Source organism: Dyella tabacisoli (assembly GCF_003350925.1).
Lineage (GTDB): Bacteria > Pseudomonadota > Gammaproteobacteria > Xanthomonadales > Rhodanobacteraceae > Dyella_C > Dyella_C tabacisoli.
Map to the genome: position 1 here is coordinate 107,512 of NZ_KZ857176.1, position 21,442 is coordinate 128,953.

The 21,442-nt window shown below is 59.5% G+C and carries 17 protein-coding genes; 7 read left to right on the forward strand and 10 right to left on the reverse strand.

The genetic code is table 11. The features are described 5' to 3' along the window. Positions 1 to 13 precede the first annotated feature (13 nt). The gene (locus DVJ77_RS10225; protein WP_114845414.1) at positions 14 to 511 is read left to right on the forward strand and encodes a hypothetical protein; all 498 of its coding nucleotides are present in this window, start codon (positions 14 to 16) and stop codon (positions 509 to 511) included. Between the two features lie 36 nt (positions 512 to 547). Here the strand turns inward: DVJ77_RS10225 and DVJ77_RS10230 are convergent, their stop codons facing one another. The 3 genes from DVJ77_RS10230 to DVJ77_RS10245 form a co-directional block, all read right to left on the reverse strand. Further along, positions 548 to 1,051, reverse strand: a complete 504-nt coding sequence (locus DVJ77_RS10230) for an arsenate reductase ArsC (RefSeq protein ID WP_114845415.1) — start codon at positions 1,049 to 1,051, stop codon at positions 548 to 550. A gap of 17 nt (positions 1,052 to 1,068) precedes the next feature. After that, entirely contained in the window at positions 1,069 to 4,635 is a 3,567-nt protein-coding gene (locus tag DVJ77_RS10235) for a hybrid sensor histidine kinase/response regulator (protein ID WP_162791453.1), read from the reverse strand. 200 nt (positions 4,636 to 4,835) lie between these two features. Continuing rightward, a complete protein-coding gene (locus DVJ77_RS10245) occupies positions 4,836 to 5,444 on the reverse strand; it encodes a hypothetical protein (RefSeq protein ID WP_162791454.1) in 609 nt (202 codons plus the stop codon). 738 nt (positions 5,445 to 6,182) lie between these two features. Here DVJ77_RS10245 and DVJ77_RS21105 point away from each other — a divergent pair. Further along, entirely contained in the window at positions 6,183 to 6,644 is a 462-nt protein-coding gene (locus DVJ77_RS21105) for a hypothetical protein (RefSeq protein ID WP_162791455.1), read from the forward strand. A gap of 521 nt (positions 6,645 to 7,165) precedes the next feature. Here DVJ77_RS21105 and DVJ77_RS10250 read toward each other — a convergent pair. Next, positions 7,166 to 7,489, reverse strand: a complete 324-nt coding sequence (locus tag DVJ77_RS10250; protein WP_114845419.1) for a DUF6968 family protein — start codon at positions 7,487 to 7,489, stop codon at positions 7,166 to 7,168. A gap of 309 nt (positions 7,490 to 7,798) precedes the next feature. Then, positions 7,799 to 8,254: a fimbrial protein gene (locus DVJ77_RS10255; protein ID WP_114845420.1), complete on the reverse strand. Its 456-nt coding sequence runs from the start codon at positions 8,252 to 8,254 to the stop codon at positions 7,799 to 7,801. Positions 8,255 to 8,524: 270 nt separating this feature from the next. On the opposite strand from DVJ77_RS10255, the gene recQ reads away from it, so the two are divergent. Together recQ and DVJ77_RS10265 are read left to right on the forward strand one after the other, a co-directional pair. Continuing rightward, positions 8,525 to 10,336, forward strand: a complete 1,812-nt coding sequence (gene recQ, locus DVJ77_RS10260) for a DNA helicase RecQ (RefSeq protein WP_114845421.1) — start codon at positions 8,525 to 8,527, stop codon at positions 10,334 to 10,336. 202 nt (positions 10,337 to 10,538) lie between these two features. After that, positions 10,539 to 12,266 (forward strand): cation:proton antiporter domain-containing protein, encoded by a 1,728-nt coding sequence (locus DVJ77_RS10265; protein ID WP_114845422.1) that lies wholly within the window; start codon positions 10,539 to 10,541, stop codon positions 12,264 to 12,266. 21 nt (positions 12,267 to 12,287) lie between these two features. On the opposite strand, the gene DVJ77_RS10270 is transcribed toward DVJ77_RS10265, so the two are convergent. Beyond that, positions 12,288 to 12,548, reverse strand: coding sequence for a hypothetical protein (locus DVJ77_RS10270; RefSeq protein ID WP_114845423.1), 261 nt, complete (start codon positions 12,546 to 12,548; stop codon positions 12,288 to 12,290). A 362-nt stretch (positions 12,549 to 12,910) separates the two neighbouring features. Here DVJ77_RS10270 and DVJ77_RS10275 point away from each other — a divergent pair, with 362 nt between their 5' ends. Then, positions 12,911 to 13,210, forward strand: a complete 300-nt coding sequence (locus DVJ77_RS10275; RefSeq protein WP_191983684.1) for a hypothetical protein — start codon at positions 12,911 to 12,913, stop codon at positions 13,208 to 13,210. Between the two features lie 91 nt (positions 13,211 to 13,301). Then, positions 13,302 to 13,574 (forward strand): hypothetical protein, encoded by a 273-nt coding sequence (locus tag DVJ77_RS10280; protein ID WP_114845424.1) that lies wholly within the window; start codon positions 13,302 to 13,304, stop codon positions 13,572 to 13,574. Positions 13,575 to 13,624: 50 nt separating this feature from the next. Here DVJ77_RS10280 and DVJ77_RS10285 read toward each other — a convergent pair whose 3' ends face one another. Together DVJ77_RS10285 and DVJ77_RS10290 are read right to left on the reverse strand one after the other, a co-directional pair. Continuing rightward, positions 13,625 to 15,652: a phosphocholine-specific phospholipase C gene (locus DVJ77_RS10285; protein ID WP_114845425.1), complete on the reverse strand. Its 2,028-nt coding sequence runs from the start codon at positions 15,650 to 15,652 to the stop codon at positions 13,625 to 13,627. Positions 15,653 to 15,701: 49 nt separating this feature from the next. Further along, positions 15,702 to 17,969: a TonB-dependent receptor gene (locus tag DVJ77_RS10290; protein ID WP_162791456.1), complete on the reverse strand. Its 2,268-nt coding sequence runs from the start codon at positions 17,967 to 17,969 to the stop codon at positions 15,702 to 15,704. A gap of 381 nt (positions 17,970 to 18,350) precedes the next feature. On the opposite strand from DVJ77_RS10290, the gene DVJ77_RS10295 reads away from it, so the two are divergent. Continuing rightward, complete coding sequence (locus DVJ77_RS10295; RefSeq protein ID WP_225427937.1) at positions 18,351 to 19,145, forward strand: DUF1835 domain-containing protein; 795 nt, start codon at positions 18,351 to 18,353, stop codon at positions 19,143 to 19,145. A gap of 7 nt (positions 19,146 to 19,152) precedes the next feature. On the opposite strand, the gene DVJ77_RS10300 is transcribed toward DVJ77_RS10295, so the two are convergent. Then, positions 19,153 to 19,680, reverse strand: a complete 528-nt coding sequence (locus tag DVJ77_RS10300) for a RidA family protein (protein WP_191983692.1) — start codon at positions 19,678 to 19,680, stop codon at positions 19,153 to 19,155. Continuing rightward, positions 19,646 to 21,301, reverse strand: a complete 1,656-nt coding sequence (locus DVJ77_RS10305) for a M28 family peptidase (RefSeq protein WP_114845429.1) — start codon at positions 21,299 to 21,301, stop codon at positions 19,646 to 19,648. Before DVJ77_RS10305 ends, DVJ77_RS10300 begins: the two co-directional genes overlap by 35 nt. Positions 21,302 to 21,442: the final 141 nt, after the last annotated feature.

The window sequence follows — 21,442 nt, forward strand, 5'->3', positions numbered from 1 at the left end:
AACGAGCGGTCAGATGAGCAACGGCAGCATGCTTCCGCCTGATTTTTCGGGGCTTCCCCGACTGTATGTCCGCGTCGGCAGCGAGATTCGAGAAGCGCCGCCGGACGATCAGGACCTGGCTCGGTCTTATCCAGGCTGGCCTGATAAGGGAGTGATTTCGGATGGGCGACGCCTGACGATTCTCACGGCGCGGCAACGTGTGGGTCTCAACGAAGAGGTCCGGGTAATCCATGTCGCCGAAGCAATCGATCCGGGCGTCGTGCTCTACACGATGGGGCCGAAGGCGATATCGGGCGAAAGTGTCGACGGCATACTCACCACGGCGCCACGAATGAAAGACGACGATCCGCTCCGGCCTGCAGGGCTTTACGATGGCCCGGTGGTTGCCGGGCCGGCGATCGATTACGGCTATGACGTGACGACCTATACATTCGATGCAACCGGCTTGCACCGGATCGTGTGGCAGTTGGGTGAGCTCGTATCCAATGAATTGCTGATTTGGGTGGAGTGACGATTCGTCGCCGAATTCAGGTCGAATCAGGGTGTGTCAGTCGTCGTCATTCGACATGGTGCCGATGCCATCAAGCGCTAATTTCAGCGCTTGGGGTGTCATCGTCTCCACGGGCAGCCGCAATAGCGCCGTCAGGCGATAGGTGATGAGCGCGTGCGCGCGTTGGAATGCCGCGCTGATCGCGTCGGGGGTGCCTGTCACGGCCGCCGGATCGCGCAAACCCCAATGAGTGCGAACGAAGTTGCCGAAGAGAACGGGGCAGGGCTCGCTCGCTGCGTTGTCGCATACCGTAATCACGATATCGAGTGGCGGTGCGAGATCGCCGACAAATTGATCCCACGACTTGCTGGCCAGGCCCTCGCAGGAAATGCCTGCGCCGGCTAGCGCTTCCAGAGCATAGGGGTTGACCCGGCCCGCCGGCTGGCTGCCGGCGCTAAACGCTTCGAACCGGCCTTGCCCGAGATGATTGAGCGTGGCTTCCGACAGAATGCTTCGCGCCGAATTGCCGGTGCAAATGAAGAGAACGCGACAAGGGTGCATGGTGTCCTAGAGCCTGTTCAATGGGTGCCGCGAATCGACTGCGGGGGATCATAGCGCTTCAGTTGGGCAGCCAACGCGTCACCCAATTGCTCGCCGGTAAGCGGTTTGCGCAGGAATCCATCCATGCCGGCGCTGCGTGCAAGCGCTTCTTCATCGCCGCCGGAGCGGGCGGTGATGGCGATCATCGGCAGGCGTTCGCCGTGGGGCTCGCGTGCTCTGACGAGTTGAGCCCACTGATGGCCATCGAGTCCGGGCAAGTCCAGATCCACGAACACGGCATCGAAGCGATGCTGATCGAGCATCTGCAGTCCCTGCAAGCCGTTGCTGACATGCGTGACGATATGCCCCTGTATTTGCAGCAGGCCGGTAACGGCAGCGGCGACCACGCTGTCGTCCTCGACCAGCAGCAGTTGCCTGCACAGGCCGGGCCTCGATGCCCGTGCAGGCAGCTCGGTAAGGTCAGAATGCGCAGCATGCAGCGGTAGGCTGAGGTGGAATACGCTGCCCCGGCCGGTTTCCGAATCGAGGGTGATTTGGCCGCCCATGAGGTCGGTCAGCTTGCGACAGATCGCAAGTCCAAGCCCGCTACCGGAATTGCGTTGTGGCCCGTCGAGTTGCTGGAAATGATGGAACAAGCGCAATTGATCGTTTGAAGAGATACCCGATCCGGTATCGCGCACCTCGAACAGCAGGCAATCTTTCACTGTTTGCAGGGTGAGCCGCACACTGCCGTGATCGGTGAACTTCAGCGCATTGTGAGTGAGGTTCATGATGATCTGCTTGATTCGCACGGCGTCGCCGATGACCCGCGCCGGCACGTCCGGTGCGACGGTGACGGTCAGTGCGAGTCCCTTTGCCGAGGCGCGCTCCAGCCCCAGTGCGACTACATCCTGCAGTAGCGCACGCGGATCGAAAGGAGCTGATACGAGTTCTAGCCGGCCCGCTTCGATGCGTGCGAGGTCGAGGGCATCGTTGACCAGGGTCAGCAGCACTTCGCCTGAATTCTTGATCGTCTGCGCATAGCTGCGTTCCAGCAGCGGCAGCGGTTGATTCAGAAGCAGCTCGGCCATGCCAAGCACGCCGGTCATGGGGGTGCGGATTTCGTGGCCAAGCTCGGCGAGAAATCGCGTCTTGGCTGAGTTCGCTTCGTGCGCGAGACGGTGTTCCTGCGCCAGCAGCTCCATGTGGTGCAGGCCGCGTTGACGGCGACGGGTGAGCCACACCAGCCCCAGCATCGTGGCCGCCAGCAATAGCGCATAGATGATCCAGGCCCACCAGCGCAGCCAGGGCGGCGACTCGACATGGATCTGCAGCGGTATGGCCAGTTCATTCCAGATACCGTCGGGCCCGGCCGCTTGCACACGCAGGCGATAGTCGCCGCCCGCAAGCTGGGGAAAGCTGCGCTCGCCACGTTCGCCGTTGTCGATCCAGTTGCTATCGATGCCGTCCATCAGGAAGCGATACACGGTTTGTCCCGGCGCGATATAGGTCAACGCACGAACGCCAACGCTGAAGTCACGGTCATTCCAGCGAAGCGATAAGGATCTGCTCTCGGGCGGCAATGCCTGTTTGCGGCCGCCGCGTTGCACACTTAACGAGTGAAGCACCAGTGTTGGTTTGCGCACATGAGCGTGTATCGCCTCGGGTAAAAAACTGACGACGCTGTCCATGGTGGGGGCGTATAGGCGGCCATCGGGGAGTCTGGCGGGAGTGTCGCTGGTGAAATGCAGGTCGACCAAACCGCTCTGCAGTCCGAAACTGCGCAGGCTGTCATTGGCCGGGTCATAGCACCAGAGTCCGCTGCGGGTGAACATCCAGGCGCGGCCGAGACGATCCACTCTCAATCCGAGGGCATCGTCCAGGGCGCGTCGCAGGCCCAGGGGGTAGGAGGCAATACGATCCGCACGCTCACCGTTCCAGTGGTAGACATCGAGATTCTTTTCGCCGAGAACCCATAGGCGTTCGCCATTCATGTCGAACGCGTGAATAAAACTGTGCTCTACCCCTGGCACGAATTGCACCGGTGATTGCGCTGGTGTCCAACGTAGCAGGCCGCCGCTCCCGGCGACCCATAGGGCATGATCGAACCAGTGCATGTCTTGCACCGTCTGCAAGTTGCGCTTCACCGGAAGGTCGGCCGGTACTAACTGGGTTGCCTGCAAGGTGTCCGGGTCGATTCTGGCAACGCCGCTGCCGTCGTCAAGGTCGGCGTAGACGTAGCCTTGCTCATCGAGCGCCAACCGGTTCGCCCAGAACGCCGGGCTCACCGTCTTGAGCGCCCCATGATCGAGCAACACAGTGCCGTCAGGCGTATTGACCCATAGTCGGCCGCGGTGATCTTCGAGCATGCCTTGGACGGTGTGGCGGGTACCGGGAGGGGCGAAGGGGATGTGTTCTATCCGTTGGGTGACCGGATCGAGTCGATCAATCGCGCCCTTTTCATGGCCTACCCACAGTTGTCCGTTGCCCGCGGCGGCGACCGCGGAAACCGGTTCGTCGTTGAGGCTCGATGCGTCATAGGGCCGGGCGATGGTGCGGGTGAATTCGTTCCAGTCGGGCCCCAGATAGGCCAGCCCGTTTTCTGTAGCTATCCATAAGCCGCCTTCATGATCGAGCAGCAGCCGGCGCACGACACGGTTGGGCAAGGCATAAGGCAGTAAAGGGCTGGCGCCGAAACGATGGAAGGCATGGGCTTGGTCGCGCAGGTACAGGTTGGCATTTGTACCGACCCACAATCGCCCCTGCGCATCGAGGGCCGAAGCAAGAGTGAACTCGTCGGGTATTTGTCCGGGCGCCAGACGCTGTGCGGTCTGTTCGCTGTCGATGTAATACGGGCCGAACTGGGTGCCGACGATCAGGGTCTTGCCGGCATAGCTGAGGCTGTGCACGCTGAAGGGTTTGTCATAGGCCGAACCCGCGGGAGGTACGAAGCGCACGTGGCTAAGCTTGCCGTCGGCAAGGCGTCGATCCAGGCCGCGGTCGGTACCGATCCACATGCTGCCATCGGGGCCATCCAGCAGGGTGCGGATATGATCGGAAACCAGCGAGTTCGGATCGCCTTGATCGTGCCGTAGATGGTCAAAACCCTTGCCGTCGGCATGTAGCAAGTCCAGGCCGGCAGTGTAGTTGCCGACCCATAGATGCCCCATGCTGTCTTGGGCCAGGGCGGACAGGTCGTTGCTGGCGACACTGTCTGACACGCGATCATCGTGGCGCCAATGCAAAAAAACCTGCTGCGCAGGGTCGTAGCGGTTCAAGCCATCCATGCCGGCAGCCCAAAGGCGGCCCGCATGGTCGACCAGCAGGGAAGGAACCCGTCCAGAAGAAATCGATCGAGGGTCGTCTGGGTTATGGCGCCAGATCTCGAACGTAGTGCCATCGTAACGAGCCAGCCCCGATCCGGTGGCGATCCAGATATAGCCTTCGGCGTCCTGTGCCAGGCCGTCGATCGAGCTGCTTGGAAGACCTTCGGCAATCCCGTAGCGGCGAAACTGTGGTGTCGGTGCGACATCCTGCGCAGCAGGAACGGTCGCTGGGGTCGATGCGAGGCCGGACAGCATGGAGGTAAGTAAAGCGATCAGCACATCAATTCCGTTCAGTTACAAGCCCACGGATAACCACAAGCAGTTGAGCAGGATACACGCCGCAGGTGTTCGACCGATGCCGCATTCCAGCCAGCCCCGGATCTCAGTTTCGTATCAGAGAATTGTCAACACCAAGATTCGGTCGCAGGGGAGGGCTGGAGAGGAGAAAAACATCGACTGAGATTCGACGCTAATCAGGATCAGGGGATGCGTGCCGGCGCGGCATATTCCAGTGGCACGTTTGCCGCGCCACACCATGCATCGATTCCCGCTACAGCGGTTTCCAGTGTGATGTCGTCCTTTGCCGCCAGCAAGATGCCGTCGCCGTCGACCGCAGGTGAAAGAAGCAACGAAACACCTGCTGGAAGTCGCTGTGATTTCCAGTCTCTCGTCCGACTCAGTATCTCAATGGCGTGACGGGTGTCGGCGCCATGTTCAAAGATAAAAGCCGCCTGGCCCTGCATCGACCAGTGCTGATCGAACATCTCCCTGGCATCGCCAGCCGTGGTCGCTATCACGACATCGGCCCCCCAGCGCTGCGACACCCTTTCCCAAACGCTGAAAGGAAACCGTTTGCGACGCGCCCGAACGATGGTTGCCATAGGCGAAAGGTTGCCGTCGAAGAACAAACGGAAGGCGACCGGGCCGTTTGCTACACAGAGCGTAGCGATCATCGGCTCGATGTAGGGAGGGCGCCCGCTATCGATGGCAGAGGGCGGCGTCCAGCTTATCAGCGCGACGGCAGCGTCAAGTGGTCGCTGATGGCTGGTGCGCCATAGCGCCTCGTCCCAAATCCGATGGATTTTCACTGTCATCGTAGGGGTTTAGAGGTGGGCTAAAACAGCCTGTACGTAGAAACGCATGATATCGGCAAAATTAGAGCAAGGGTGCTTTCAATGTTGCCAGGTACGGCTGAGGCCACTCCAGGGTGATTGCAGCCATGCGCTACAGCGAGCATGGCAATGATCGGGTTTAGCACTTATGCCTGCGCATGATTAAGGCCTCCGCGCATGGCCTCGGGTAATGAGCATGTTCTGATTTTTGCAACTGCGCATGGTGAGGAAAAGTGTTGCCGATATTTTGAGAATCCTCTGATAGAAAACGGTCCGGTCGATCCATATCCTCCATCGTGCATCTATAAAAAACGCAGTGACCAGGCATGGGGCGATGGAATGACCTCGCCTATTGGACGGTTTTCCGGTGGTGTGGCTTATTGGGTTGTGAATGATTGGAAGGTGTTCTGGTTTGGCTCAGGTCTTCAATAAGTTCGCGCCATTTCGCGGATTCACCATGGTGCAAGTAGACGTCGAATGAGCGCGGATGATCGGCTCTGGGCAGTTAGGCAGGCATGGATAGCCGGCTTCCCCGGAGGAGGATGTTCAAGAGCAGGCATCCGGGGAAGATCCCAACGGAGCATCAACATCAAGCGATCACTACCCCACAACTTGTCAGTATTGTTTTTGGGCGCCTAAAGCGGGCAGGGATGGCCTACCCGCCCCGGATGTGGCAAGGCATTCCGGGCGGGTCCAACGGAGTGAATGCCATGGATGGCAGCCGCAACAGAGTCCATTTCCGGCACTTTCGCCGGGCAATGGACAAGGTGTGCTTCGACGTGGGTATGCGTGATCTCCGTAGCCGTGGCTCTTATGGCTTCAAGTACTCGCTTCATGGCATGCCCGCCTCGCGATCCGGCTATCGGTTATCGCGAGCCGCCTGTCGTACTCATCGTTTTAGCATCGCCGGTTCATGTTGGCGGTGCTTTTTTTTCAGTGGATGATCTTGGCCTCTCTTGGTATTTCCATGTGCAGCGCCGGCAAAGTGGTCGCCACTTTTCAATCTTAACCAGAGGTTGGCTGTGGAATGCGTTGATTCCCATGCCGGTCGTTGGCGGCATTGTCGTCTACGCCATCGTTCGATTGCTGCATCAGCCGCAACGTAGATGGCGTTTTCTGCTATGGCTGTGCATAGCTGTCTATTGGCGTGTTCTTTTGTCGCGTATCGGCACTTAAGTTTTTAGAGTGCGGTCGAAACGACATACGAGGCTTGGTTGGCCACGGCTGGGGCGGATATTGCCGTTCCATTCATGGCGACAAGAAGGAGGCGAGGATGCAAAAAATTTATCAGTTCATTGCTACCGGAGCGGTCGCTCAGAGCCGGTCCAGGCGTCGATTGGGACGTTCATTCTGGTGGCCGTTTTTGACTACCTGGCTGTTCTCTGTTGTTGCATTACTTGTTGGGTCAGCGTTGATGAGCTGATACGTCATGTCGATATGAGGATGATATTTTAAAAAATATCTTCATCTGCGGTTATCAGCGTTAACCCTGGCACAGAGGCGAGTGTGTTGCTTAGCGACGTTGGGGTTTCCGTCTCCGGTGCCGGTGTGACTGCATGAAGTACATACCAGAAACAAAAATGGTTTTCGCTGGCATCAAGAAGCCGTAGAAGCGGGCCGACCTTATAGCCTTTCTGGTGCCAACCCGCTTGCCTTCAGCGCCGATAACTTCGTGTGGGCGTTAAGAATGCCCTGATTTACTTAGCGTAAGTGCCGCCGTGCCCGCTTGAGGTAAGTGCGCCGACCAATGGCAGGCCGAAATCGTACCCACCTAGCCAGGTCAGCGTTCTGGAACCATGTTCCGGTGATGCAAGTAGTTCGGCGTGCGCGCATTGCATGGCCAGAAAGAGTGCTTGGACGGCGTCAATGCCGAACACATGAAGGCGCTGTTGACGATCAGGCCAGTCGATGTGGACATCGCAGCGATAGTCCACGTCATCCAGCGTCGGTCGAAACAGGCGAACGCAGACTTCGCCACTGTTTTGAAGCGTTAACCGCCTCTCGATAAAAATGTCAGTCATGGGCACTCAAGTGATTCTTGCCGGCGCGCCCGCACGAATGGCTAGAAGGCGCCCTGATCTTGATGAGATCGCTTTAGATGAGATAGCGCCCTCGCAAGAACACCGGGCGTTGCCGTGGCCAGGGGGGAATGAACTTCATGGCAAGGTCGCGGTGACTTGGAGGGCCAGGAGAGCATGCTCACTGCTGCCACGCATTGAAATAGGAAAAATCTGAAAATGCAGCCCTGAATGCGCGACGTCATCAGTGGCTTGCCGGCTATGGCTGCTGCTGTTAACGCTTGCTACTCACTATGGCGGTGCAATCGTGGCTCAGTCGTAGGCGATGGTGTAGGTGGCGCTGGACGTCGCTGCGTCGGCGATGCCATGGTCAGCGACATACTCGTGCGTGGCTTTGCCGGTGGTGGGATCGAGGTGGATGACGTGCTGTTCCTGGAAATCGACTAGCCGACCGTGCCGGGTGCGGACGATGGCCGGCGCATGGCTGGCGTGATCCTGGTCGAGTTTCTTGCGCATGCGGCTGGTCAGATCGCCGTTGTCGACGGAGCCGAACCAGGTGCGCAGTTTGCCGGATGTGCCGACACAGCTTGATACCGTGATGGTCACTGGAAGATGCCGTGCGCGATCAGCATCGCCATGATGGCTAGAGACTCTGCAAGTGGGCTCGGCAACCAAACCGCTGAAACTGATGCTGCCACTGGTAGCGAATGCCGCCGAGGCTAGGCTCAGGCACGCCAAGGGCACGATGAAACGTAGGGAGGCTTTCATGGAATGGCTCCTTAAAGTCCGCTTGGGTGCTCAGGACTTGTCAATGAGTGACGCCCAAGAGCGCGGTGCCATGTCGCCGTGTGCGGGAGCGACTGGATAAGGGGCGGCGCTCGGTTGTCTTGGAGAGCAGGCAAGCTTGCCTGGATGAGCCGGCGGAATATATGGGAGAAGTCTGAAAATACGTTGCAACGTGCCGTTTTGATTGAGGTATCGCAAGTTTCGGGTAGGGCGGGATCAAGCGATAGCAGCCGCTCTGTTACTATTCGCCGGATGTCCTCCGCGCTTCAGATACTGCAGACCGTCTTCGGCTACTCCGCGTTTCGCGGACAGCAGCAGGCTATCGTCGACCAAGTGGCCGATGGTGGCGACGCCTTGGTGCTGATGCCCACCGGCGGCGGTAAATCGCTGTGTTACCAGATACCCGCGCTGCTGCGGCAGGGCACCGGCATCGTAGTGTCGCCGTTGATCGCGCTGATGCAGGATCAGGTGGACGCTTTGCGCGAGGCCGGCGTAGCGGCCGCTTACCTCAACTCCAGCCTGGGCGCGGAAGATCAGCGCGAAGTCGAGCGGCGTTTGCTGGCCGGCGAGCTGAATCTGCTTTACGTGGCGCCCGAACGGCTTTTGACCGGGCGTTTCCTCAGTCTGCTGGAGCGTACCGAGGTCGCGTTGTTCGCGATCGACGAAGCACATTGCGTATCGCAGTGGGGGCATGACTTTCGCCCGGAGTATCGCGAACTCGCGATACTGCACCAGCGCTTTTCGGCGGTGCCGCGTGTTGCGCTTACCGCCACGGCCGATCAGCGCACGCGTGACGAAATTGTCGAGCGGCTGGCGTTGCAGCAGGCGCGGCAGTTCGTGTCCAGTTTCGACCGGCCCAATATCCGCTATCGAGTGGGTTTGCGCGACAACGCGCGCCGTCAATTGACAGAATTTCTCGACGGTCATCGTGGCGAGGCTGGCATCGTGTATTGCCTTAGCCGCCGCAAGGTGGACGAGACCGCCGCCGCGCTGGTGGAGGCGGGCGTAACCGCCTTGCCCTATCACGCGGGTTTGGATACGGCGACGCGCGCGGCGAATCAGCAGCGTTTTCTGCGTGAAGATGGGGTGGTGATGGTGGCCACCGTCGCCTTCGGCATGGGTATCGACAAGCCCGACGTGCGCTTTGTTGCCCATCTGGATTTACCGCGCAGCATGGAGGGCTATTACCAGGAGACCGGTCGCGCCGGCCGCGATAGCTTGCCGGCCGAAGCGTGGATGATCTACGGCTTGTCCGATGTAGTGACCATGAGCCAGATGATTGCGCAGTCGGAGTCGGCCGATGAGCGAAAGCGTATCGAGCGGCAAAAGCTGGAATCACTGCTGGCCTATGCCGAGGCCACTCGCTGTCGCCGCGAGGTGTTGTTGTCGGCGTTCGGTGAGGATTATCACGGCCCATGCGGCCATTGCGACAACTGCCTGGAGCCGCCGAAAACCTGGGATGCCACCGTGCCTGCGCAGAAAGCGCTGTCGGCGGTGTATCGCAGTAATCAGCGTTTCGGTTCGGGGCATGTAATCGAGATACTGCGCGGCATCGAGAGCTCGCGCATGAGTCAGCTCGGCCATGATCGCCTGACCACTTTTGGCGTCGGCGCAGACATGGACGAAAAGCAATGGCGCTCGGTGTTCCGCCAATTGCTTGCGGTGGGTTTGCTGGAGGCCGATGCCGAAGGTTTCGGCACCTTGCGCCTGACGCGCAGCAGTCGCGACGTACTCACCGGTGGGCAGTCGGTGCACCTGCGTGAGGATGCACGGCCGGCGCGTACGTCCAAACGCCGCCGCGACAGTCAACGGGTCACCGGTGGCAGCCTGGGCATCGAGGCTTACGAGCAATCGATGTGGGATGCCCTGCGCGGGTTGCGTTCACAACTGGCCAAGCAGCACGGCGTGCCGGCCTATGTCATTTTTCACGACGCCACCTTGCTGGCGATGCTGCGCGCCTTGCCGGCCAATGAAGAAGAAATGGGTTCGATCACCGGCGTGGGCGAGGCCAAGCTCAAACGCTATGGGCAGGATTTTCTCGCGGTCATCAACGCCGAAAGTTGATCTCTGGCTAAATGCGCCGGCTCATCGGCCGGCATAGCGACCAGGCCCGGCTTGCGTCTGGCAGCGTCTGGCCTTATTACATAAGCCCATAATCCCTACGGCAAACACCTGGCTGCCGGCCGCGATCAGACGAGCGTGGCGTGCCTCCGTTTATGGTGACGCTGGCCAGGCCGATCCACCATGATTCGACAGGACTACCGCTATGCATGACGCCCCGCTCATCATGACTGTCGTTGGCGGCATCGTATTGGCGTTTATTTTTGCTGCCATCGCACATCGGCTGAAATTGCCGATATTGGCTGGCTATCTGCTGGCCGGCGTGGTGGCGGGGCCGTTTACGCCGGGCTTTGTGGCAGATGGCCCGCTGGCTCACCAATTGGCGGAATTGGGTGTGGTGCTGCTGATGTTTGGCGTGGGCCTGCACTTTTCGCTGAAAGATCTGCTGTCGGTCAAGAGCATCGCCATTCCCGGCGCGCTAGTGCAAATGGCGGTGGCGACGGCCCTGGGCATGTTGCTGGGCTGGGCCATCGGCTGGCCGCTGGCGCAAAGTTTTGTGTTCGGTCTGGCGCTGTCGGTGGCCAGCACGGTGGTGCTGCTACGGGCGATGGAAGAGCAGCGCCTGATGGAGAGCGAGCGTGGCCGTATCGCCATCGGCTGGTTGATTGTCGAAGATTTGGCGATGGTGCTGGCCTTGGTATTGCTGCCGGCCATTGGTGCATCGTTGATCGGGGGCGAGGGCAGTGCGTTGTCGTTCGGCGCGGTACTCAAGACCGTTAGCCTCACTATCGGCAAGGTGGTGCTGTTTGTCGCGGTGATGCTGATTGTCGGCAAGCGGGTGATTCCGTGGGTGCTCAAGACGGTGGCGCATACCGGCTCGCGTGAGTTGTTTCGCTTGGCCGTGCTGGCGATTGCGCTCGGGGTGGCCTTTGGCGCCACCGAGCTGTTCGGGGTGTCGTTTGAGTTGGGCGCGTTCTTCGCCGGCATGATGATGGGTGAGTCCAAGCTGGCGCATGACGCCGCCGAGGAAACCTTGCCGCTGCGCGACGCGTTCGCCGTGCTGTTCTTCGTGTCGATCGGCATGTTGTTCAATTACCAGGTGTTGCTGACCGAGCCGCTGGTAGTGTTGGCTGCGTTGTTCATCATTATTGTCGGTAAATCATTGGCCGCACTGGGTATCGTCTTGGTCTCGGGCCGGCCGTTGCGCACGGCGCTGACGATTGCCACCAGTCTGGCGCAGATCGGCGAGTTCTCTTTTATCTTGATCGGCGTGGGTGTGACTCAGCAGTTGGTGTCGAAAGAAGCGCAAGATGTCTTGCTTGCCGCTGCGATCATGTCGATCCTGCTCAATCCCTTTTTGTTCAAGCTGCTCGACCGCGCCAAGCCATGGTTGGATGCGCGCGATGAGCGTGCGCAAGCAGCCGCTGATGCCATGGCTGCCGATGTCGCACCTGCAGCGAGTGATGTGATCGCGTGGCCGCTTAGTACGCTGCATGGCCACGTGGTTGTGGCCGGCTATGGTCGCCTGGGTCAGTTGCTTGGCGATAAGGTCCGCGCGCGTGGCCATGCCTTGTTGGTATTGGAAGAGCGTGAGGATCGCGTCGAGGTCTTGCGGCAGCTCGGCATCGACACCATCGCCGGTAATGCTTCGATGGACGAGGTGCTGGCGTCAGCCAACCTCGGTCAGGCGCGTGCCTTGTTCGTGACCCTGCCCAAGGCTTTCGAGAGCGGCGAAGTGGTGCATGCGGCGCGTAAGCTCAACCCGCAGTTGACCATCATTGCGCGTGCCGATTCGGAGGAATGCCTGCAACATCTGCAGCAGCAGGGTGCGAATGTGGTGTTGCTGGGCGAGCGGGAGTTGGCCCGCGTGATGATGGATCGTCTAGCTCCAGTTGAGCCGGATGCGTCAGCGATGCCCATGCCGGCGGTCTAGGTGTACAGACCGGGCCCGTTCTTACATCACTAGCTGCCAGCGGATGACCGGCTCGTCGGCCGGGCGCGAATGCAGCAGCGCGAGTGCCGGCAAATGACGCCAGTGATCCAGTTGATCGGGTAGCCGTGCATGCGGCCATAGGTCGCGCAATGCGGTCAGTGCTGACTCGGCCGAGTCGTGACGGTCAATTTCTTGTGCTTCAAGCAGGCTGCGCCAGCGACGGCCATGTTGCACGATCCGAAACAAGCCGATTTTTGCAGAGTAGACGTATTGCGCCAGCACCTTCACGTTCCTTCACCAACACCACGACCCATTGTGTCGATCAGAGATGACTAAACCGTGATTGGTGTGCGACGGGTTCATGGCGCGTGCAGTTTTTCTCCATTCCCTTTGTGCGCAGGAGGAACAGAACTTGCCTCATCTTGCCCCTTCCTTGCGTGCTGGTGGGGTAGGCGGAACAGCTTGCCGCAATGGGTCACTGCTGTGTGCAAAAGGCGAGACAACCTAACCGTCTGAGAATCGTCTTATAGCCACCTGTCCCTTGGTTGATTAGCATGCCAATGCATCACAATCTATCGCGATTCCAGGCAGGGATGCATGGACATTGGGCCTGACGATGGCGACAACCAGGAGGAACCACAACGATGAAAGAAAGGCCGACATGCGGCACCTATCGCGTGCCACCGCTTCGCCCTGAGCTGCAAGTCGCCTATGACGAAATGGACGCTAAAGCTGATTACTTTGCCTATGCCGTGTGCCGCACACATGACGGTCAGGCGTGGGAAGTGAACACCAGGCAGGGGAACATCTACACAGCCCTTGATAAAAGCTACGCCGACCATGACAAGGCGATGGCTGCCGGCGTGGACTGGCTGCTGGAACAGGTAGATCGCGAACCGCACGAGCAGTCATTACGAGCTGTCATAAGGCAAGGGGAGCCATAGAAGGGATTCATGCGGATACGCACGAATTCAAATGGTGGGGTACGTTGCTCTATCTCCGCCCAGTAGGGCAGGCATAAGGATTGCCACTGAAATGTTCAGAGCCTTGGTTGTACTCATCGCCTGTGCTGCGGTCTTCTCTGCATCCATGTCGTTGTCGCATGGAATGTCGGGCTGGACGGCACTCACAGGAATGTCATTTAGCCTGATATTTATTTTTGTATCTCAATATTTATTGAGAAAGGCAAGGCAAAGGGATGCACTCAACGGTGGGCTAAAAATCACTTCAGCCTTTTACATGGCGTCCGCTGTCTTGTCGGTTTCGGCATCAGTTGTTATCGCTGTAAAGCTGGTGGCGCCTGCTTGATGAACGATCTGAATGCCCCTCCCGGCTTACGGGGAGGGGCATTCCATGCTTTAGAGACCCATGGCCGGATCGGTGATGCCTGACTGACCGTTTTCCACGCGCCCGGCAAAGCGGCGTTTGAATTGGGCGTCCTGGGTGCAGATCACTTGGATGTCGTACCAGCCGCCACCGCTGGCATCGGCCCAGTTGAGCTGGATCGTGCTGTGGGCGGGAACCTGCACGGTGTATGGCGAGGTGCTGCCGTAGGCCATGTTGCTCACTGTGGCAGTGACGGCCTGGCTGCCGCTATTGATGAAGCTAAGCGTTACGCCGCTGCCTTGGGCGGCGGGGCGCAGTTGTACTTCGAGCGGATGGGTGGTGCCGACCAAACCGTGAAAATCGCGACGGTAGCCATTGGGGCCGCGTGCGCTCAGGTCATAGACGCCGGCGCTGTAGTGCACCGCACTCCAGTAATCACTCAGTTTTTTGCCGGCTTCGACGGTATAGGTCCAGGGGCCGTCGCTGCGATTGCCGGCATACACCTGAAAGACCGCACCGGCGCTGCCTGCGTTAGTGAAATCGATCCAGAAACGGCCGGCGGCGACGTCAATGCGGCCATCGGCTTGCAATACATAGGGCAGCGCGCGCGCCGGACGACTACCTGTGCTCTGTATGGGCAGCGATTGCGTCGTCGGCACCGTGGTATTGGGTAGCGTGCTGCATTGCAGATCGGCCTGCGCGACATAGTTGCTGGTGTCGGGCAAGCTCGGCCAGTTGGTGTTGCTGAGGTTGAAGTTGAATGCGCTGGTAAGGTCACCGCAGACGGCGCGACGCCAGGCACTGATATTGGGTTCGGCGACGCCAAAGCGGGTTTCCAGAAAGCGGATGACCGAGGTGTGGTCGAACACTTCGGAACACACCCAGCCGCCTTGCGTCCACGGCGAGATGATGGTCATCGGCACGCGAAAGCCCAGGCCGATCGGTTTGCCGCCGGTGACCTCTCCGGCGACGCTGACGGTCGATAAGCCATAGCTGTTTGAAGGCGGCGGCACCAGTGGTGGCATATGGTCGAAAAAGCCGCCGTTTTCGTCGTAGTTGAGAATGAAAACGGTATTTGCCCACACCTGCGGAGAGGCGGCCAAGGCAGTCAGCAGGCGCGCGGTGAGATCTTCGCCGACGGCCGGCTTGTAGTTGGCGTGCTCGGAGAGACTGGCCGGCGCCACGATCCACGAAACCTGCGGCAGCGTGCCGTTGGCAATGTCGTCGGCAAACGCTTGCACGAGATCGGGTACGGTCGCCATGCCGCGGTCGTATAGCGGGTTACCTGGTTGGGCGTTCTTGAAGTTGCTGAACCAGGCCAGTGCGTTGTCGTCGAAATTGTCAGTTTGCTGATAGACCTTCCAGCTCACGCCGGCTTGCTGCAAGCGTTCGGCATAGGTGGTCCAGGCAAAGCCCGCGGCCGGCTCGGTGTTGTCCAGTACGGCGGTGGTACCCACTGAAAGCCCATTGCTGCCGCTGAAGAGATGCAGGCGGTTGGGGTTGGTCTGGGTCAGGGTCGAGCAGTGATACGCATCGCATACGGTGAAGGCATCGGCGAGCGCGTAATAGAAGGCCAGGTCGGCCGGCTTGAAATAGCCCATGCCAAGTCCAGGTGCGCGTGCGGTGTTCCAGCTATCGAAGCGGCCTTTGTTCCAGATGCCGATGTCCACCGGGTAGCTCATCGCCGCTGCGTTTGCGCAGATGGCGTTGGTGGTGGTGGTGTCCATATGGAACGGCAGAATATAGCCGCCGGATGTATTGGTCGGTTGGTACAGCACGTTGTGGCCGTTGGGCAGTGGCGCGAGCTGACGGTCACCGAAACCGCGAATGCCTTTGAGCGTGCCGAGGTAATGATCGAACGAGCGGTTTTCCTGCATGAAGATCACGACATGCTGGACGTCGTTGATCGTGTTGCTGGCGGTACCCGCGGGCGGGGTTGCCGCCATGGCCTTGCGTAGAGCAGGCGGCAGCGCCGCCATCGCCATGGCGCTGCCGGCCGTCATCGCGGCAGCTTTCATGAATTTGCGACGACTGACATCGGGGGTCTTGTCTTGCGTCATCGTACTTCTCCGTTGAAGGCCCCCGCCTGACGGGGGCGGGGGTTTTCAATCAGAACGACATGTCGACCGTGAGGAAGCCCTGTCGCGGTGAGCCGACCAGCAAACTCTGGAAGGTGCCGGTCGGGTCGCTGGTAGTGAAACCGTTGCTATCGATGGTGGAGATGTATTTCTTGTTAAGCAGATTGCTCAGGGTCAACGAGATCTTCAGGTTCTTGGCGAAGCCAAGGTTCTTCTGCTCCCACGACAGGCCGGCATCCCATAGCCAGAAGCCGTCGATGCGCTGGTCGTTGACGAAGGTGTAGTAGCGCGGGCCGGTGTACTTGGTGCCCAGCGATGCGCGGAAGTCACCGAACTTGTACGACAGCTCGCTGGAGAACATCTGCTTGGGCGAATCGACCACGGTCTTGCCCTTGGTCGGAATCAGCACGCCAGCGTCGAGGTAGTTGTCTTTGTACTTGGCGTCGTTGTAGGTGGCCGAGTTGAACCAGCGCAGTGCCGGCGTCGGCTGCCACACGAAGGTGAACTCGGCACCTTGCGAATTGACCTTGCCGACATTGGCGATCTGGTTCGGGCAGCTCACCACACCGGCGCAAGGCACGATCACCAGCAAGCGGTTCTTGAAGTCGATGTTGTAAAGCGCCAGCGACGATTGAATGGTGCTATCGACATAGCGCACACCTAGCTCGCTATTGGCCGAACGCTCGGGACGCAAGGTGTTGCGCAGGCCGTCGAAGGTGGCCTGGCTGGATGACCACGCACCGTTGGCGCCTGGCTCAAAGGCGTTCTGGTTCATCGAGAACGAAGCGAATGCTTCCCAGCCATTGCCGATTTTGTAGTTGGCGCCCACTTGCGGCAGAAAATCGCTTTGGGCAGTCAATGCGCCGCTGGCACGGCCTGGCAATAAAGCGATCGCATTGGTGGTGACGTTATGGCCTTTGAAACCGGCATCGATGCGTAGCGTGTCGTCCAGCAGCGAGAACGAATCTTGCAGATACCACTGGCGAGTGAGCGTCGAGAAGCGCTGGCGGAATTTGGTGTGGAAGTAGGTGTTGTAAATCTGGTCTTGGCTGATCGGGCCGCCGGCTGCCGAAATCGGCTGAAAACTGCGGCCGATGGTGTACTTGCTGTCCTCGAACCAGAAGCCGCCTTCGATGTGATGATTGCCGAGGTCGTAGTTCAACGAGTTGACCATGCCGCCGCGCGTCATCAGGTAGTGCGACAGGCGCAATGCGATCGGCGCGTCGCCCGGCGCAGGTGTGTACGGCAGGTCCGACGCGGGGGTAAACCAGTGACCCTGGCCCAGGTCGTGGTGGTAATACGGCTGAATATTCAGCGTGAGCTGGTCGTTGAGAAAAAACTCGCCTTTGACCGAAACGAGTTCGTCATTACGAATGCCGTTGCCGTTGTAGTACGTGTCGTCGGGATTGGTCACGCAGCCGCTGTATTGGCCGTTGGCGATATTGACCGAGCGCTGCCAGTCCGGCGCGAGATAGTCGAAGCGATAACCGCAGCGCTTGAGTGAATCCAGCGATAAATCCATATACGGCTGTTCGATCCGGCGCACGACGTCGAGCAAGCCGGTGATGCGGCCGCCTTCCCACTGATACAGCGCCTTGAGGTTGAGCTGCTTCTGCGTCTGGTCGTCGTTGCCTTTCCATTTCGGCGCATCCACATACATGCCCGACACATAGCCGCGAAAGCCGCTGAGGTCGCCGGTATCGGCACGGATATAGCCACGTTTGAAGCCATACGTGCCGCCGGTGGCGTTCACGCGCACGCCCGGCGTCATGCTGGGGTCGGCGGTACGCAACTGCACGGTGCCGCCGAGGTTGCTGGTTGAGGCCGTGCCAAGGGCGCCGGAGCCTTGCGCAAGATCCAGCTCATCGATGTTTTCGCCGATCCACGCGCGGGTCACGCTGAGGCCGTCACCACTGTGATAGTCGGTATTGCCGAGCGGAATACCATCAAGCGTGTAACCGAGCTGGGTGTGATTAAAACCGCGCAAACTGACGCGGGTGGACCATTCATCGGTGCCAAAGGGATCATTGGTGATGAAATTCACGCCGGGCAATTTCGCCAGCATCTGGATCGGGCTGGTACCGGGCGTGAACTGCTCGATCTGCGCTTTGTCCATTTGCTGCACCTGACGCGTGGCGTTTTGGCCAACCACCGAAATGGTTTCCAGCGTCTTGGTTGTCGCCGGTGCGGCGACTGCGGTCGCAGCATCGACCGGCGCGGTGGTGTCGTCGCTAGCCTGTGCAAGCAGCGGGAACACCGCCAGTAAGGCAAGACAAAGAGGAGTACGGAGCAACATCATAGGAAGGCCTTGGATTGGGTTGAATGACGGGCGGGCGTCAGACAGCACGCACGTCGCCGATGGCCTGCCCATTAAAGGGAGTGCTCGTTGCATGTTGATTTAGCGGTGATGGCGCGCTGGCTGCGCAAAGAGGACAGGCTGTGCTGGTTGTCTAGATCGACTTGTCTACTACGCACAGTCGCGCTCGTTGCTACCGGTGACGAAACAGCGGTGGCGGGGCCAGTACTCGCGATACCTTCAACTCATCAGGTCGACGCAGGCGGAAATCCAGTGGCCTCGGGGGAGTAGAGGTGTTGCCGCAGGATTGTCGTTGTGCGTTACAGCATGACTACAATGCGCTGGCACCGGTACGACAGGTCGCATCGGCTCATCGGGGGGATCATGAACAGGCTCTTGCCCTATATCCACGTGGTCTGCGGCGATTCGGCCGGTGGCAGCCTGCGCCACGCACTCGCGCAAGTGGGCAGATCGGATCAGATCATCGTGCTGCGCGACGATCTCGCGATTGGGCCCTTGGTCGGTATCGATGACAGTTGCGAAGCCCGTGCTCGCTTCTGGCAGCAGGTGGCGCCGCGTGGCGACATCGACTTCACCATCGAAATGCAGCGTGTACTCGACAAATTGGCGGTGTTGCAACGAGATGATGCCGATGTGGTGATCTGGCATGGCCCGTGTGCGTCCGATCAACTGCTGTTGCGCCGAGTGGTATTCCATCTGCGCCGTAGCCCGCACCGCCTGCACGAGGTGGCTATGGATGTCCGTGAACTGGTGGGTACGCCCCAGAGCGAGCTGGCGTCGCTTGCCATGTATCCACTCGAGCGGCTGGCGCCGCACTTTTTCAGCATGGAGCCGATCGCGTTGCCACGGCTCGGTCGGCTTTGCGATGAGTGGCGGCAAAGTATCGCGGCGAATGCCGACATGCGGCTGTGGAAAGACGGCGAGCTAGTGTCCGCGGCCTATCGCATGGTCGATACGGTGATCGTGCAGCACACGTTGCCTGAGTGGCAGCGAGCCTCGCGAGTCGTTGGCGACGTGATGGGGTCCATCGAGGGTGTATTGGCCAGCGACGGGTTTATATTCTGGCGTTGTCTTGCCTTGGTCGAAGCGGGTGAATTGGCGTTGCGAGGCCATGCTGCTTTGATGCGCAGTTGTGAGCTACGCCGTCACCCGGCTTGATCCGCACTTAATCGGGTACGACGGCTATGGCATCGATTTCCAGCAGCAAGCCATCGCGAGCGAGTTTGCGCACCTCGACCAAGGTGCTCGCAGGCGGATGTTTCACATTGATGTATTTATCGCGTGCTGCACGCAATGCCTTCAACTGGCTCATGTCGGTGACATAGATGGTGAGTTTCACCACCTGGTCGAAGCCGGCGCCGCCGGCTTCCAGCGCAGTTTTCAAATTGGCAAACACTTGCTCGGCTTGTGCACTGAAATTATTGGCGCCGACAAGCTGGCCTTGTGAGTCCAGCGCGATTTGTCCAGAAAGATAAAGCGTGCGCCCGGCCGGTGCCTGGACGACGTGGGTATAACCGGTTGGCGCGGACAGGCCGGCCGGGTTGATAAACCGTGCGTTGCCCGGCGCGCTCTGCGCGAACGCTGTGCTGGCGAACAAACTGGCGGCCAGTGCGATATTGACCAGTGCGATATATAAAAAGCCGCTGGACGAATGGCGCCTATCGCTTGGTCGAAGCAGGTCGTTTGAAGTCACTGCCGGGTTTCCATTGTGGGTAAGTGGTTTCCATCGAGAGCTTGCCGCCGACGATGAACAACGCGCGCAGATCTTGCACCATGCCGCGCAAATCCCAATTCGGGTCGAAAGCATCGCTAGGTTGATGGTAACGGCTGGCAATGTAGTCGTCGTAAGCCTTGCGGCCGGCGGGGATGCCGCCATTGACCAAGTCCAGGCCCGAGCGTGCATAAAGCACCGGCACGCCTGCTTTGGCGAAATTGAATTGCTCGGAATGGGAGAAGAAGCCCGCGACCGGTTTCGCATCCGGGGCCATTTCACGTCGTTGTGTTTCGGCCGCCTCGTCGAGGTAGTCGTCCAGTTGCGATTGGCCGTATCCGATCACCGCGATGTCTCGACTGGGTCCAATCACCGTCAAGGCGTCAGTATCGATATCGGCGATGGTTTTTTCCAACGGCATCGCCGGCTGCTCGATGTACTGCTGCGAACCGAGCAGACCCGATTCCTCCAGCGTCAGTGCCAGAAACAGCAGGCTGCGATGAGGTTTGGGCTTGTGATGGGTAAAGGCTTCGGCGATTTCCAGCAAACCGGCGATGCCCGAGGCGTTCTCCACGGCGCCGTGATAGATCCGATCGCCATCACGCCCCAAGTGATCCCAATGCGCGGAGTACACAATCGCTTCGTCGGGCTGCTTGCTGCCGCGTAGCTTGCCGATCACGTTATGCGACTCGCCCTGGATGATCGTGCTGTCAATCGCCAGATTGGCCTTGGCGTCGAGTTCAATGGCTTTGAAATCGGGCTGATCCGCGCGCTGCTTCAGTGCACTGAAGTCTGCGCCGGCGGCAGCGAAAAGCGTTTGCGCGGCATCGCTGGTCAGCCAACCGGCGATCGGCAGGTACGGTGTCATATCTTCCTTGGCCGGCCGGCTGAACTGTGCGCCCTGCCAGCCGGTTTGCACCACGCTCCATGGATAACCCGCAGCATCCGTATCGTGCACGATGAAAGCGGCCGCCGCGCCATGCCGGGCGGCTTCATCGAATTTATAGGTCCAGTGGCCGTAATAGGTCAGCTCGCGGCCTTTGAATAACATTGGGTCTTGCCGCTTCCAGCCTGGGTCATTGACCAGAATCACTACCGTCTTGCCCTTGAGGTCAAGTCCGGCGTAGTCGCTTCTTTGCGGGGTGTCGACACCATAGCCGACGAAAACCAGCGGCGAATCCTTGATCTGTGCATGCGTCTGGCGTGCCGGCGAACCGACGACCATGTCTTTGCCGAAGTTCAATGCAGACGTCGTTTTGCTACCGTCGATATCGAGCTTGGTTTGCTCGGCGTGCTGCAGGGTCGTCGCAATATACGGCACCGTTTGTAACCAACTGCCGTTATTGCCTGGCTCCAGGCCGATGCGCTGAAACTGTTGAATGAGGTAGTCCGTCGTGCGCTGCTCGCCCTTGCTGCCCGGCATGCGGCCTTCGAACTCATCCGAGGCCAGCACCTTGATATGCCTGGCAAGATCGGGCACGACGATGCCCGGCGAAAAGCCCTGCGAAGTATCGGCTGGATTGCTGTCGGCGGCAGCGGCCTGATGATGCTGGCAGGCAGCGAGTACAAAACAACCGGCAGCAGTCAACAGCAAGCGAAACATAAACACCCCGACGTCATAGAGGGGCGACTTTATCTGTGTCTACGTCTACTGCAAATGTGCAGGTTGGGACATGCTCGCGGATAGGGTGAGTCGAATGTTCTTGCGAATCATGTAAAGGCCCGTCTCGTGGACGAGGCGGGC

Coding starts and splice junctions, on each gene's coding strand:
- DVJ77_RS10265 (WP_114845422.1), top strand. CDS start 10,539: ATGCATGACGCCCCGCTCATCATGACTGTCGTTGGCGGCATCGTATTG.
- DVJ77_RS10275 (WP_191983684.1), top strand. CDS start 12,911: ATGAAAGAAAGGCCGACATGCGGCACCTATCGCGTGCCACCGCTTCGC.
- DVJ77_RS10305 (WP_114845429.1), bottom strand. CDS start 21,301: ATGTTTCGCTTGCTGTTGACTGCTGCCGGTTGTTTTGTACTCGCTGCC.
- recQ (WP_114845421.1), top strand. CDS start 8,525: ATGTCCTCCGCGCTTCAGATACTGCAGACCGTCTTCGGCTACTCCGCG.
- DVJ77_RS10230 (WP_114845415.1), bottom strand. CDS start 1,051: ATGCACCCTTGTCGCGTTCTCTTCATTTGCACCGGCAATTCGGCGCGA.
- DVJ77_RS10290 (WP_162791456.1), bottom strand. CDS start 17,969: ATGATGTTGCTCCGTACTCCTCTTTGTCTTGCCTTACTGGCGGTGTTC.
- DVJ77_RS10295 (WP_225427937.1), top strand. CDS start 18,351: ATGAACAGGCTCTTGCCCTATATCCACGTGGTCTGCGGCGATTCGGCC.
- DVJ77_RS10285 (WP_114845425.1), bottom strand. CDS start 15,652: ATGACGCAAGACAAGACCCCCGATGTCAGTCGTCGCAAATTCATGAAA.
- DVJ77_RS10280 (WP_114845424.1), top strand. CDS start 13,302: ATGTTCAGAGCCTTGGTTGTACTCATCGCCTGTGCTGCGGTCTTCTCT.
- DVJ77_RS21105 (WP_162791455.1), top strand. CDS start 6,183: ATGGCAGCCGCAACAGAGTCCATTTCCGGCACTTTCGCCGGGCAATGG.
- DVJ77_RS10250 (WP_114845419.1), bottom strand. CDS start 7,489: ATGACTGACATTTTTATCGAGAGGCGGTTAACGCTTCAAAACAGTGGC.
- DVJ77_RS10225 (WP_114845414.1), top strand. CDS start 14: ATGAGCAACGGCAGCATGCTTCCGCCTGATTTTTCGGGGCTTCCCCGA.
- DVJ77_RS10255 (WP_114845420.1), bottom strand. CDS start 8,254: ATGAAAGCCTCCCTACGTTTCATCGTGCCCTTGGCGTGCCTGAGCCTA.